The organism is Treponema sp. (genome assembly GCF_051883275.1).
Classification (GTDB): domain Bacteria; phylum Spirochaetota; class Spirochaetia; order Treponematales; family Treponemataceae; genus Treponema_D.
In genome coordinates, this window is the sequence record NZ_JBJETK010000015.1 from 44028 (window position 1) to 56944 (window position 12917).

Below are 12917 nucleotides of genomic sequence, written 5' to 3' on the forward strand. Positions count from 1 at the left end.
AAATCTAGCTGCGGCTCTGGCTGTCGGCTTTTTGAAGAAGCTCTGTTTCCCACTGAAGCAGGGCTTTTTCTGTCTTGGAATTTGAGCCTTTTACATCGCACATAATTCTGAAAACAGGCTCTGTTCCGCTCGGGCGCATCCATATAAACGCAACGGGATTTTTTTCCGAATCAAGAAACTGCACTTTCAGTCCGCCGTTTGCATTGTTCCATTCCTGCGCATCAGAAATTTCATCTGTGCCGTTTGTTGTGCAAGCCCTGTAGCTGAAAATTCCAGCATCCTGTTTTAACTGCTCCTTTTTTTCTTCCCAGAATGAAATAAATTCCTTCCTGAAATTTTCTTTTAAAAGCCCCTTGTCCTGTGTTTTCACCTGAAGCAGCGCGCGGCTTTCGCTCACTCCCGTTGTTGTATATTCAGGCAGCGTTGAAATTACATCATCCAGTGTAAAATCGCTTCTGTATTTTTCTTCCTGCCCCGACATCCGGCACCACAGATGAAAAATGCCGGGCCTGTTTTTCTGGTCACGGATTGCAAGAAGCTTTACGAGCGCAAAAATAGTCGCAACGGGATCTCTCACCGCAGACGGATATGTGATGTTTCCGCCGTTGCTTCCCTCTCCGAAAATCCGCACATTGAAGCCTTCATCTCTTTTTTTGCGCGCAAGATTCACTACATTCGCCTCGCCCACTTCTGCCCGGAACACTTTTGCATTGAGCGCGGAACATATTTCGTCAATCCGCATGGATGTAGGACAGTTCACGGCAACAGCCAAATTCTTCACGCCGGGATTTTTCCAGTATTCAAAGGCAAGCTCCGACATAACGCACAGAGCAAACACTTCCTGCGCAGGAACTGTCTTTGCCTCGGTCTTGTTCCAGTAGACAATGTTTCCGCGGTCGCCGTCACAGTCAGGCATATATCCAAGCAGAGCGGCTGTGTTTCCTTGCGCCTGAAGCTCCTGAATTTTTTTTGCGCAGTGGATTAAATTTTCCGGCTCTGGAATTATTGCATGCTCGATTTTTTTTTCGTTGAATGGAATAAATCCGATGCCACATTCAGGAATAAAAAAGCTGTCGATTGAGCTGGCTCTGGCTGAACCGTTCATGTCGCACACAATGCTCAGTGGATTGCATGCCGCAGATTTTTTCAGAAAAGCGAAAATGCTGTGCTGGAAACTTTTTTTTGCGCTCCCGGAAATCACTTCCCTTATGAATTTTTTATATGCCGCAAGCGACTGTTTTTTATACTTTGCGCTTTTTAGATAAACTGAATCCACTTCAGTTTTCTGGGCGCGGATTGCAAGCGAAAGCGCGTGTTCCTCCGCATTTGACGAGCCGCACTTTTCAGCGAATTTTTCCGCAAGAATTTTTGACTGCCCCGCCTCAAGAACTCCGCCGTTGTTCAAGCCGAATTTTATTCCGTTGTGCCCGATCGGATTATGGCTCGCTGAAATATAAAGAAAGCCATCGTGCTTTTTTGAGTACGCCATTATTTCCGGGGCGGCCGCTGTTCCAAGGAAAACAACTTTTATTCCGCAGGCGCAAAGTCCCTGGATTATGTTCTGCGCGATTTCCTTTCCTGTGGGGCGGGTGTCGGCTGCGACAACAACTGCCGGGGATTTTTTTCCAGTCTGAGAAATTATGTACTCTGCAAATGTTTCTGCTATTAAAAGGCAAAGAAATCTGTTTGTTTCTCCTATGTTAGAAGAACTGTCCTCCGCATCTGCGCTCTCTGTAAAAATTTTTCTCCAGCCAGATGCTGATAAAATCATATTGTGTTCCATAATGCTATTATACGCTTCATTGTGATAATTGAAAAGCAGACGTGAAAAAAATCAGCGGACTGCCAAGCGCATTTCATTACCGCAAAAAATTCCCAGCCTAAGTTCCAGCCGGAATTTTCTTTCGATTTTCACTTACATTGAACATCGCCTTTGTTTTCAATATAATAAACGCATTATGTCAGAAAGAAACGAAAAAGAGCTTTGCCACTGGGCCGACCAGCAGGCTTCAAGAATCATCAAGCAAAAGGGTGAGCTTGAGCAGTACACCTGCGCTTCCGGAATCACCCCGAGCGGAACCGTTCACATTGGAAATTTCCGCGAGATTATTACAGTTGACTTAATTGCGCGCGCATTGCGTGACCGAGGCAAAAACGTGCGCTTTATTTATTCATGGGACGACTATGATGTTTTTAGAAAAGTTCCGGGCAATATGCCTTCGCCTGAAGTTCTTGAAAAATATCTGCGCTATCCAATTACAATGGTTCCAGATACATTCGGCAGGGACGAAAATTATGCGCGGCATCACGAGCGTGACATAGAAACCCAGCTTCCGCGTGTTGGAATCCATCCTGAATTTTTATATCAGGCGGAACGCTACCGTGCAAACCGCTATGCCGAGGGAATGAAAAAAGCCCTTCAGAACCGCGAGCTTATAAAGCAGTGCCTGAATGAATACAGAGATGAGCAGCACAAGATGAAGCCGGAGGATGATTACTGGCCGATTGCCGCTTTCTGCTGCAAATGCAACAAGGACGAAACAGAAATTCTTTCCTATGACGGCGAATACGGAGTTTCATACCGCTGCAAGGCGTGCGGACACGAGGAAAAAGGCGATCTTCGCACTTCAAAGGAATTCAAGCTCGGATGGCGTGTTGACTGGCCGATGAGATGGAACGAAGAAAAAGTTGTGTTCGAGCCGGGCGGAAAAGACCATATAAGTCCGGGCGGAAGCTACGACACTGCAAAGCTTGTGAGCAAAAAGGTCTTTGGCTGGGATGCTCCTGTTACAATGAAGTATGATTTTGTAAAGCTCAAGGGCGTTCCCGGAAAAATGTCATCCTCAAAGGGAAAAGTGATTTCTCTTGTTGATGCCCTGGAAGTTTACCAGCCGGAAGTTCTGCGCTATATTTTTGCCATGAACAAGGTTGACCATGAATTCAGCATCAGCTTTGACCTTGACGTCGTTACAATCTACGAAGCTTACGACAAGACTGAAAGAATTGCATGGGGAATCGACAAGGCAAAAAGCGAGGATTTGTTCCTGAAAGAAAAACGTATTTATGAGCTTAGCCAGATTGAATGTGGAATGCCGAAAGTTCAGCCGTATCAGGTTGGATTCAGGCTTCTGACCACTTTGCTCCAGACATATTCAGGCGATATTGAAGCCGTCATTGCATCGCTCAAGGATGTAAAGGAAGAGCAGAAGGAAACACTGCGCCGCCGCTGTGAATGTGCCTGGTACTGGATAAGGGAAAGCGCGCCGGACTGTGCGCCGGACTTCTGCTTTACACTGCGAGAAGACGGCTCAAAGGCTGAAGACATATCCGGGGTTATGCTTGATGCTGTAAAGCGTGTCCGCGATGATGTTGTTCCGCGGCTTGACACATTTGCTGTAGACAAGGAATGTCAGCAGGCTATGTATGACATTGCCTCAGAGCTTGGAATTGAATCAAAGGCTTTGTTCACAGCATTGTATCATGCTCTTATCGGAAAAGACCAGGGACCGCGCCTTGCAAGCTTCTTCAGAATCATCGGAAAGGAAAAGCTTCTGAAGATTCTGAGCGTATACTAAAAGCGCTCCGGGCAGGCACTGGATAATCATCAGATTATTCGGTGCTATTGCAGACGGAATTCAAAGGTTTGCTTATAAAATTATGATAAAGAATTTTTTGTTTATTTTTTTTATTTCAATGCTTCCCCTGATTGAACTGCGCGGAGCAATACCGGTTTCGCAGGCGCTTCAGCTTCCTGTTGTTCCGGCGTACATTGTGTGCATAATTGCAAACATGATTCCGGTTCCGTTCATCTATCTTTTTGCGCGGAAATTTCTTGAGTGGGGAAAAGACAAGCCCGCTATCGGAGGAATCTGCCGCTTTTTTCTGGTCAAAGGTTCTGCCGCCGGCGAAAAACTTCAGCGGAAAGCAGGAAAAGGAATTTTTGCCGCGCTCATGCTGTTTGTAGGAATTCCGCTTCCGGGAACAGGAGCATGGACAGGAACACTTGCCGCAAGTTTTCTTGGAATAAAATTCCGTGAAACAGTTGCCGCCGTGCTGCTCGGCATTATAATGGCAGGCTGCATAATGATGGCCGTAAGCTTTGGCGCATTCGGAGCAATAGGAGCTTTTGTGGGAAAATAACGCAAGGGTGAAAACTCCGCCTTCATCAATAAAAAAAGCTGCCCGGCAATGAACTGAAACAACAGTTCTTACGGACAGCTTGTTTTTTTATAAAAATCTCAAAAATTATTATGAGGTTTCTGTGTTTCCTTATGCCTGAAGCGCAGTTACCGCCACAGTTGCAATAATATCGTCAACACTACAGCCTCTGCTCAAGTCATTCAGCGGACGGGCAAATCCCTGGCACACAGGCCCTATTGCCATCCAGCCGCCCATTCTCTGGGCAATTTTATATCCGATGTTTCCTGCATTGATATTCGGGAATACAAACACATTTGCATGGCCTGCAACCTTGCTGCCAGGAGCCTTGAGAGCACCGACTTCAGGAGATACAGCCGCATCAAACTGGAATTCTCCATCCAGTGAAAGAGAAGGAGCTTTTTCCTGCGCAATTTTTACAGCTTCCTGAACCTTTGGAACGCTCTTCAGGAATTTGTCGTCATTTCCGCTGCCTTTTGTGCTGAAACTCAGCATAGCAACCTTAGGCTCAATGCCCGCGATTCTTTTTGCTGTGTCCGCAGTGGCAATGGCAATGTCCGCAAGCTCCTCGCTTGAAGGCTCAATGTTGATTGCACAGTCAGCCAGAAGAGCAACTCCTTCCTTTATGTAGGAATTTCCGCCTTCCGGAGCAACCATAATAAAACTTGATGAAACAGTCTTGATTCCAGGCGCAGTCTTTATAACCTGAAGTCCCGGGCGCAAAGTGTTTGCCGTTGAATGACACGCGCCGCTCACAAAACCGTCAGCATCACCCGCTTTCAGAATGAGCGCACCGAACATTGTGCGGTCTTTAAGAATATAGTTTTTTGCATCCTGAACTGAAGGATATTCCGCCTGCCCTGTTTTCTTATTGATTTTTCCTTCACGCGCCTTGAACAAAATCTCTGCATATCTGTCTGTGTCCGGGCTTGTGGCAGGATCTACAAGCTCAATTCCTGAAAGGTCAACGCCGGGAGCTACAGCAGCACATTCCGCTTCATTTCCGATAAGAATGATTTTTGCAATTCCTTCCTTGACAATCCGGGCCGCCGCCTCAACAACACGCTTGTCCTCGCCTTCGCAGAGCACAATTTTTTTTCCAGCCGCCTTAGCTTTTTCCTTCAGCTGCGAAACAAAATCCATAATGCACCTTCTTTTAAAAACATTGAAAATTTAATTTTTCAAGATTTCATTATTTGACTTGAATGTCGGGCAACCGGAATTCGAATCCGGGACCTCGTGCCCCCCAGACACGCACGCTAACCAACTGCGCTATTGCCCGAAATATGGCGTTATTATATCAAATACAAAAATGATTATCAATTAATTACCGCGCTTTTTTCACGGCGATTTTTTGCACTCCCCTGTCCGGGCGGAAGTTTTAATTTCCGCGTTGATTGTGCAAGACCTGATTTTGTGCTATCATAAGCGAAAATTTCTGCCGACATTTATGCCGACATTTTTCAGAGGTGGAGTATGGCGAAAAATCTTGATTGGGCGAACCTGCCGTTTGGTTACATAAAAACAGACAGGCGTTTTGTTGCGAATTACAAAGATGGTGCGTGGGATTCCGGAAAGCTTATCAAAGATGACAAGGTAAAGATTTCTGAATGTGCCTGTGTCCTTCAGTATGCGCAGACTTGTTTTGAAGGTCTTAAGGCTTATACAACAAAAGACGGAAGAATCGTAGCGTTCCGCCCGGATTTGAATGCCGAGCGTATGGAAAGCAGCTGCAAGCGTCTTGAAATGCCTGTTTTCCCGAAAGAACGCTTTGTAAAGGCCGTTATTGATACTATAAAAGCGAATATCAACTGGGTTCCGCCGTTTGGAAGCGGTGCAACTCTTTACGTTCGTCCTTTTATGTTCGGCTCAAATCCTGTTATCGGCGTAAAACCTGCCAATGAATATCAGTTCCGCATTCTTGTTACTCCTGTAGGTCCGTATTTTAAGGGCGGCGTAAAACCGATAACTGTCCGCATTTCTGACATTGACCGCGCTGCTCCTCACGGAACTGGCGATATTAAAGCCGGACTGAACTATGCTATGAGCCTTTACAACATTGTTGATGCACACAAAAACGGCTTTGCAGAAAATATGTACACTGACCCTGCGACCCATACCTATATCGAAGAAACCGGCGGCGCAAACATTCTGTTCGTTACAAAGGACGGAAAACTTGTAACTCCAAAGTCTGGAAGCATTCTTCCTTCCATTACGCGCCGCTCTCTTGTTCAGGTTGCAAAAGATTATCTGCACATCGAAGTAGAGGAGCGCCCGATTAACAAGAACGAACTTTCTGACTTTGTGGAATGCGGCTTGTGCGGAACTGCGGCTGTTATTTCTCCAATCGGAAAAATCAATGACCACGGAAAGGAAATTCTATTGCCGTCCGGAATGGAGGAAATGGGACCTGTTCTTTCAAAACTGCGTGAAACGCTCACTGGAATTCAGATGGGCGAAATCGAAGCTCCGGAAGGCTGGATTTACGAAATAAAATAATAAAATCACCTCTGTGAATTATGCGGCTGCTCAAAAGGGCGGCCGTTTTTTTTATTCCGCTCCATGGAATTTGCGTTTTCTTATGATTACGTATGCAGTTATCACAGCAGTTCCAGTTATCACCCAGCTCACAGGATAAACGCTCATTATTGTTGTAAACTCAGGAAATTTCTTGAACACAGTCGCAAGCCAGACAAGCCGTATAAAACAGGAGCCAGCCAGCGTAAGAACCGCCGGAAGCATCGAGCACCCCATTCCCCGGAGCGCGCCCGCTGTAATTTCATAAGTGCTTGTAAGAAATTCAAGCGATTCCACATAGACAATTCTTGTGAGGGCAAAGGGAAGAACATCGCTGTCTGTTGTATACAATCTTACAAGGCTGTTTCTGAAAAACACAAAGACAAAGCACATAAAGCCGGCAATAAGAATGCTGCACATCATTGACAGCCTGTAGATTTTTTTACACCTGCTGAATTTCCGGGCGCCGAAGTTCTGGCTTGTGAAAGTAGTTGCAGCCTGTGTAAATGCGCTGACAACAAAATATGAAAAGTATTCAAAGTTGAGCGCCGCCGCCGAGCCTGCCATAGCATTGTATCCAAAAGTGTTTATTCCGCCCTGAATGCAGATATTCGAAAAGCAGAAAACCATTCCCTGAAGCCCGGCCGGAATTCCTATGCGGCATATTTTCAGGAACTGCCTTTGATTTATGCGGAGTTTTCTGATGTCCGGTCTGAACGGCTCGCTTTCATTCAGCAGGAAGCGGAATACCAAAAGCGCGCTGACGTAGTTTGCCGTTACCGTGGAAACAGCAACACCCGCCACACCAAGATGAAAAACCACTACGAACACCAAATTCAAAAGCACATTGAGTATTCCAGCCACTGCAAGACTGTACAGCGGCCGCTTGGAATCACCCTTGCTTCTCAGCACTGCCGAGCCGAAATTGTAGAACATCACCGCCGGCATTCCTAAAAAATAAATGCGCAGATAAAGCGATGCAAGCTCCAGAACTTCCGGGGGTGTTCCGATTTTTTCCAGAATTGGACGGGAGATCGCAGGCCCCGCAGCCGCAAGCAAAATTCCGCTTATCGCCGCCACGGAAACCACAGTCTGAACCGCTGATTTTATTTCGTCCTTTCTGTCCTGGCCGATGAGAGATGCAATAAGAACATTCGCACCGAGCGACATTCCCACAAAAATATTTATTATGAGATTTATTATCGGCGCATTATTCCCGACTGCCGCCAGAGATGTACTGCCTGCAAACCGTCCTACCACCGCAACATCCGCGGAATTGAACACCTGCTGAAGAATACTGCTTGCTGCAAAGGGAAGCGCAAAAATCAGTATTTTATCCAGAAGGCTTCCATTCAGCATATCCAGACTGTTTTTTCCTGTCTTCATGATCAGTCCTTCTCCAGAATAAAAAGATATTCGCTGACATGGATGCTGCGCGCGCTCAGATTGCGGGAGCCTCTGAATGTGTTGTACGGAATTTCCACGGTTTTGTTTTTTCCGTATTTTCCCAGCATGGATTTCATGTCCTCAAGCTTAATAAAGCCTTCTGAATTGTATGATATGATAATGAATTTTGCATCAAGCGAGCTGATTATTTTTTCAAGGCTGGTGAATGCGCTCTTGCGCCTGTTGAACACTGAATGGTTCCAGTCCGCGGGAATTCCTGAAATTTTACTGAGCCTGGCGTCCGGCATTTTATTGCGCGCAATCAGATTCAGCATAAAATAATTCGAGCCGTACGGATGCTGATTGTACGGCGGATCAAGATATGCGACGTCGATTTTTTTCAGCTGCGTGCAAAGCTCTGAAGTGTCCTTCTGGTAGATTTCAAAGCGCGACTTGAAATTGCTGAATACCGGAACAGGAAGCTCCACCCGTCCCATGATTCTTGACAGGGCATTTCTTGCAGTTCCCCCGAAGCATCCGATGCCGGTGCGCTTATCTTTGTAGAACCCCTTGAAAATTCCCGATGTGTTCACATGCACAGAAGCTTCTGTGAGCAGCGGAGCAATAAAAAATTTTCTGTATTCCTCACGGTCAACAATTCTGTCAATCAGCGTACGGTACGAATCTATGCGCTCAGCATTTTCCCGTGTATAAAATGTCCGCTCCCCGGGCTGTATATCTTCCGTGGATGCCGGCGCGTAATTCCTGCAAATTATCCCCGGAATTTTTTTCTCAAAGAATTCTTTTTCTATTGATTTTCTGTAGCCGAAATATGCCTCGCTGTCAAAATCCTTTTTATTGAACAGATAGCAGCTGTTGAGCACTGACGAGTATTCTTCAAGATCATTGACTATCAAAGTTGAAGAATACTGCTTGAGCATGCGCGCAACAATACCGGAGCCTGAAAACAAATCCGCGCAGACAAGCTTCTGTTTTTTCAGCCGGCTTCTTATCTCTTCAACTTCCGGGCGGATGCTGTTTATAAGAGCTCTTTTGTTTCCAATGTATGTGATAATCTGGCTTGTCAGATAGTCTATGTTTTCTGTCATTGCTGCACCGTAAATTTTAGCGGAATTTTATTTCTCCAAGTTCCCCTGCCTTTAGAGGAAGGCGAACCAAGCATTATTCCACAGAACCAAAAAAATTTTCAAATGAACGAACATCGCCGCAAGCAGCAAGGCATCGTTCTTTTCCATAAGGTATCGCAGCCGGGATTACACACCATTTTTACGATGCAAGGCACCGGAGCATGCAAACTTCCGCACGAATCAATTCATAATGGAAGATTATATCTGCCAACTGTCTTTGCCATTTGCCGCCTCCCATAAAAATGAGGAACAGCAATTTATTGGTTACAACAATAATATAAAAGACAAATGCAAAAGTCTACAGCACTTTTATTGACCTAGAGGGGCATAAAACGGTATTATATCTACAAAATTTCTGAATGAATCTTCTGCGAAAAAAAACAAATAAGGGGTAAGAATAATGCCGTATTCTGAGCCAACTGATCTTGCTGTTGTAGCCTGTCCGGGCGGAGAGTCTTTTGCCAATGAAGTAATCACACATTTGCGCCGTATGTATAAGCATCGTTTTTCACTCAAGAGCGATGTAATTTCAAAGCGCTATGGAATGGAAAAAGACGATATTGTTCAGCAGATTAATCTGAAAAATGACATTGAAACAAGCGACCTGTGTATCCGCGGAACAACAGACAAATACCGTCCTCCGCTTTTCAAGGTCAATGCCCGTTTTACTTATTTTGCAAACGGAGAATTTAAAACAGAACTTCTGGACTGCATACGCGGAAAGGATGTTTATATTTTTCAGGATGTTGAAAACCACGAAAAGCTTTCTTTGAACGAAGGAAAAAATGTTTTAAGCCTGAGTGTCAATGACCATGTGATGAGTCTTCTCGTTACCATTGATGCAGTCCGTCAGGCAGGCGCGCGCCAGATTACCCTGGTTGTTCCGGCATATCCGTATAGCCGCCAGCACAAAAAGAAGAGCCGCGAAGGTCTTACAGCCGCTCTTTTAGGACATATTTACGAAATGATGGAAGTTCGGCGGATTATCACGCTTGACCTTCATTCCCGCGAAATTGTCAACGCATTCGCACACACACACTGCGAAAACCTTCATGCTTCATACCAGATTATCCGCGAGCTTGCAAATGTTGTTGATCTTACAAAGGAAGACCTTGTTGTTGTAAGCCCTGACACAGGAGCAATCGACCGCAATAAATTTTACGCCACTGGACTTAAAAAGCCGCTTGCAATGATTTACAAGGAGCGCGACTATTCGATTGTTACTCAGGATGCAAAAAACACAAACATCAAGAGCATAAAGCTTTTAGGCGATGTAAAGGGAAAAGTTGCTTTCCTTGCAGACGACATGCTTGGAACAGGCGGCACTCTGCTCAAGGCAATGGGATTTTTGCATGAACAGGGCGCAACAAAAGTCATCGCCGCTATCAGCCTTCCTTTCTTTACGGGAAACGCAATCGAGCAGTTTGACGAAGCCTACAGCAAGGGGCTTTTCTATAGAATAATTGGAACAAATGCGGTTTACCATGAAGAGCTTTTGAAGCGCGAGTGGTATATCAGCACAAATGTTTCAGGGCTTTTTGCAAATGTAATCACAAGGCTTCATCACGAGCAGTCTCTGAGTGATTTGCTTGACAACCGCACAATTATTGACAAGCTCATAAAGGTTTCAACTCCGGCTTCTGAAAAGAAAGAATAGGGAATCTCTAAAAACATAGAATTCCCAAGGAACAGTGAATAATCCAAAACGGACTATTCACTGTAACAATAATTTTTCAGAGGCAACTTTGAAAACTCCCGGCTTTTTGTTTTAGGTTTTTTATGGAGCAGACAGTTCTTTGTGTTGATATAGGAACATCTTCTTTAAAGGCTGCCTTTATTACGGAAAATGGGAAAGTGCGTGCATTCAGCCGCCGACCATTTCTTCTTTGCAATACAGAGCATGCTTCAAAGGAATGGCTTCCCGCTTTTCAAAATGCACTTCAGGATTTGCTTTTTCAATTTCCAGAAGGACATCCCTGCGGAATCTGTGTAAGCGGCAACGGCCCCACCCTTGTTTCTCAGTCCGGGGAAACTTTTCTTTGGAACGAGCCTGTGGTTCAGCTTGGCACATCTCTTTTTATTCCGCGCCTGCTTGCATTCAAGGACAAATTTCCTGACGTATGGAAAAACGACAATTTTATCTTCAGCGGCCCCGAATATTTTTTGTGGCTGCTCACAGGAGAAGCATGCACCATTCTGCCTGAAAAAAGGTTTGAGGACGTCTACTGGAATTCCGAGCTGCTTTTAAAAAACGGATTTTCAAATGATGATATAAAAAAACTTCCGCCGTTTGTGCTGTCTTCTCACAGGCTGTCAGGTCTTTCAAGAAAGGCTGCTCTTTTTTTGGGCGCGGAGGAACACGGAATTTCAGAGGGGCTTCCCGTTTTCTGCGGTGCGCCGGATTTTATTTCTGCGCTTATGGGCACAGCCACAGTAGAGCCTGGAATTCTATGCGACAGGGCCGGCTCCAGCGAAGGCTTGAATTTTTGCACCCCGTTTCCGCTTAAAGGCAGCGGCATCCGGAGCCTTCCTTCTGTTGTGCCGGAACTCTGGAATGCATCCGTTTTGCTTTCTGATTCAGGAGCGCGATTTGATTCCTTCAAGCTGAAAATTGAACGGGAGCGCGGAAAGCAGATTGACTACGCCTCTCTTGTCCAGGCGCTTGTGGACAGCGATGGAACTGACCCTTCGCTTGACCAGGGAAAATACCTGATGATTCAAACCGCCCTCAATTTAAAAGATGCCCTGAATGTTTTAAAATCCGCCGCCGCTGAACAAGGTCTTGCGTTCCCTGACGAAATGAGAGTTTCAGGCGGACAGGCAAAAAGCGCGCTTTGGAACCAGATGAAGGCCGACATCACCGGAATGAAAATTGTAATTCCGTCCTGTTCCGATGCCGAGCTTTCAGGGGATGCGGCATTTGCATTTTTTTCCCTTGGAATTTTTTCCAGCTTGCAGGATGCGGCAAAGTCGCTGTTTTCTGCGGCGGAAATTTTTTATCCGCATACAGTTTAAAAGACGGCGCGCCGATGCAGCTTTATTCAATTCCTGAAAAAATAAAAACTTTCATTTTTGACATAGACGGAACTCTTTATACATGCCCGGAATTTGTGGCAGAGCAGATTGACGTACAAATCAGACATTACGCCCACATAAACAAAATTTCAGAAGACGATGCCAGGAATATGATTGAAAACTACAGAGCCAAGTGGAGCGCGCAGCACAACGGAAAAAAAATAAGCCTGGGCAATACATTTCCTGCTTTTGGAATTGACATTGAAACAAGCATAAAATGGCGGAACGAACTTTTACAGCCCGAAAAATTCCTTCAGCCGGATTTGCGCCTCAGAAAATTTCTTGAAAAACTCGGAAAATCATTTAATCTCATCTGTGTTACAAACAACCCCGTAAAGGCAGCGAGGCGAACTCTGGAGGCAGCTGGAATTTCAGATGTCATTCCCGATGTGATAGGGCTAGATACCTGCATGAAATCAAAGCCCGCCATTGAAATGCTGGAGCTTGCCGCAAAAAAAACATCAAGCAATTTCTGCGAGTGCGTTTCTGTGGGCGACAGATTCGACATTGACATTGCGCTTCCGCTTGAGCTGGGCATGGGCGGAATTCTTGTAAAAGACGCTTCCGATGTGGTCAATATTCCCGGCGCGCTTGGAATTTCTTTCTCCGCACTTGACTAAAAAAAAATTGCCA

Annotated in this window: 10 protein-coding genes and 1 tRNA gene; 6 read left to right on the forward strand and 5 right to left on the reverse strand. The window is 45.5% G+C overall.

Annotated features, from left to right (window positions below):
• Positions 1 to 4 precede the first annotated feature (4 nt).
• Positions 5 to 1783: a phosphoglucomutase gene (locus ACI4L0_RS02175; RefSeq protein ID WP_439798526.1), complete on the reverse strand. Its 1779-nt coding sequence runs from the start codon at positions 1781 to 1783 to the stop codon at positions 5 to 7.
• 175 nt (positions 1784 to 1958) lie between these two features.
• Between ACI4L0_RS02175 and lysS the strand changes: the two genes are divergently transcribed.
• Positions 1959 to 3575 (forward strand): lysine--tRNA ligase, encoded by a 1617-nt coding sequence (gene lysS, locus ACI4L0_RS02180; RefSeq protein WP_439798527.1) that lies wholly within the window; start codon positions 1959 to 1961, stop codon positions 3573 to 3575.
• A gap of 82 nt (positions 3576 to 3657) precedes the next feature.
• Positions 3658 to 4140, forward strand: a complete 483-nt coding sequence (locus ACI4L0_RS02185; protein ID WP_439798528.1) for a COG2426 family protein — start codon at positions 3658 to 3660, stop codon at positions 4138 to 4140.
• A gap of 129 nt (positions 4141 to 4269) precedes the next feature.
• On the opposite strand, the gene pta is transcribed toward ACI4L0_RS02185, so the two are convergent.
• Positions 4270 to 5301, reverse strand: coding sequence for a phosphate acetyltransferase (gene pta / locus ACI4L0_RS02190; RefSeq protein ID WP_439798529.1), 1032 nt, complete (start codon positions 5299 to 5301; stop codon positions 4270 to 4272).
• A 65-nt stretch (positions 5302 to 5366) separates the two neighbouring features.
• Positions 5367 to 5440, reverse strand: a tRNA-Pro gene (locus ACI4L0_RS02195).
• A gap of 194 nt (positions 5441 to 5634) precedes the next feature.
• Here ACI4L0_RS02195 and ACI4L0_RS02200 point away from each other — a divergent pair.
• Positions 5635 to 6657, forward strand: coding sequence for a branched-chain amino acid aminotransferase (locus ACI4L0_RS02200; protein WP_439798530.1), 1023 nt, complete (start codon positions 5635 to 5637; stop codon positions 6655 to 6657).
• 51 nt (positions 6658 to 6708) lie between these two features.
• On the opposite strand, the gene ACI4L0_RS02205 is transcribed toward ACI4L0_RS02200, so the two are convergent.
• Complete coding sequence (locus tag ACI4L0_RS02205) at positions 6709 to 8061, reverse strand: MATE family efflux transporter (RefSeq protein ID WP_439798531.1); 1353 nt, start codon at positions 8059 to 8061, stop codon at positions 6709 to 6711.
• A gap of 2 nt (positions 8062 to 8063) precedes the next feature.
• Entirely contained in the window at positions 8064 to 9170 is a 1107-nt protein-coding gene (locus ACI4L0_RS02210) for a DNA adenine methylase (protein WP_439798532.1), read from the reverse strand.
• A gap of 439 nt (positions 9171 to 9609) precedes the next feature.
• Here ACI4L0_RS02210 and prs point away from each other — a divergent pair, with 439 nt between their 5' ends.
• The 3 genes from prs (at position 9610) to ACI4L0_RS02225 (ending at position 12904) form a co-directional block, all read left to right on the forward strand.
• Positions 9610 to 10866, forward strand: coding sequence for a ribose-phosphate diphosphokinase (gene prs / locus ACI4L0_RS02215; RefSeq protein ID WP_439798533.1), 1257 nt, complete (start codon positions 9610 to 9612; stop codon positions 10864 to 10866).
• Positions 10867 to 10988: 122 nt separating this feature from the next.
• The gene (locus ACI4L0_RS02220; RefSeq protein ID WP_439798534.1) at positions 10989 to 12224 is read left to right on the forward strand and encodes an FGGY-family carbohydrate kinase; all 1236 of its coding nucleotides are present in this window, start codon (positions 10989 to 10991) and stop codon (positions 12222 to 12224) included.
• A 14-nt stretch (positions 12225 to 12238) separates the two neighbouring features.
• Positions 12239 to 12904, forward strand: a complete 666-nt coding sequence (locus ACI4L0_RS02225) for an HAD family hydrolase (protein WP_439798535.1) — start codon at positions 12239 to 12241, stop codon at positions 12902 to 12904.
• Positions 12905 to 12917: the final 13 nt, after the last annotated feature.

Excerpts from the sequence above, each read along its gene's own strand:
- ACI4L0_RS02175 (WP_439798526.1), bottom strand. The coding sequence starts at position 1,783 with ATGGAACACAATATGATTTTATCAGCATCTGGCTGGAGAAAAATTTTT.
- lysS (WP_439798527.1), top strand. The coding sequence starts at position 1,959 with ATGTCAGAAAGAAACGAAAAAGAGCTTTGCCACTGGGCCGACCAGCAG.
- ACI4L0_RS02185 (WP_439798528.1), top strand. The coding sequence starts at position 3,658 with ATGATAAAGAATTTTTTGTTTATTTTTTTTATTTCAATGCTTCCCCTG.
- pta (WP_439798529.1), bottom strand. The coding sequence starts at position 5,301 with ATGGATTTTGTTTCGCAGCTGAAGGAAAAAGCTAAGGCGGCTGGAAAA.
- ACI4L0_RS02200 (WP_439798530.1), top strand. The coding sequence starts at position 5,635 with ATGGCGAAAAATCTTGATTGGGCGAACCTGCCGTTTGGTTACATAAAA.
- ACI4L0_RS02205 (WP_439798531.1), bottom strand. The coding sequence starts at position 8,061 with ATGAAGACAGGAAAAAACAGTCTGGATATGCTGAATGGAAGCCTTCTG.
- ACI4L0_RS02210 (WP_439798532.1), bottom strand. The coding sequence starts at position 9,170 with ATGACAGAAAACATAGACTATCTGACAAGCCAGATTATCACATACATT.
- prs (WP_439798533.1), top strand. The coding sequence starts at position 9,610 with ATGCCGTATTCTGAGCCAACTGATCTTGCTGTTGTAGCCTGTCCGGGC.
- ACI4L0_RS02220 (WP_439798534.1), top strand. The coding sequence starts at position 10,989 with ATGGAGCAGACAGTTCTTTGTGTTGATATAGGAACATCTTCTTTAAAG.
- ACI4L0_RS02225 (WP_439798535.1), top strand. The coding sequence starts at position 12,239 with ATGCAGCTTTATTCAATTCCTGAAAAAATAAAAACTTTCATTTTTGAC.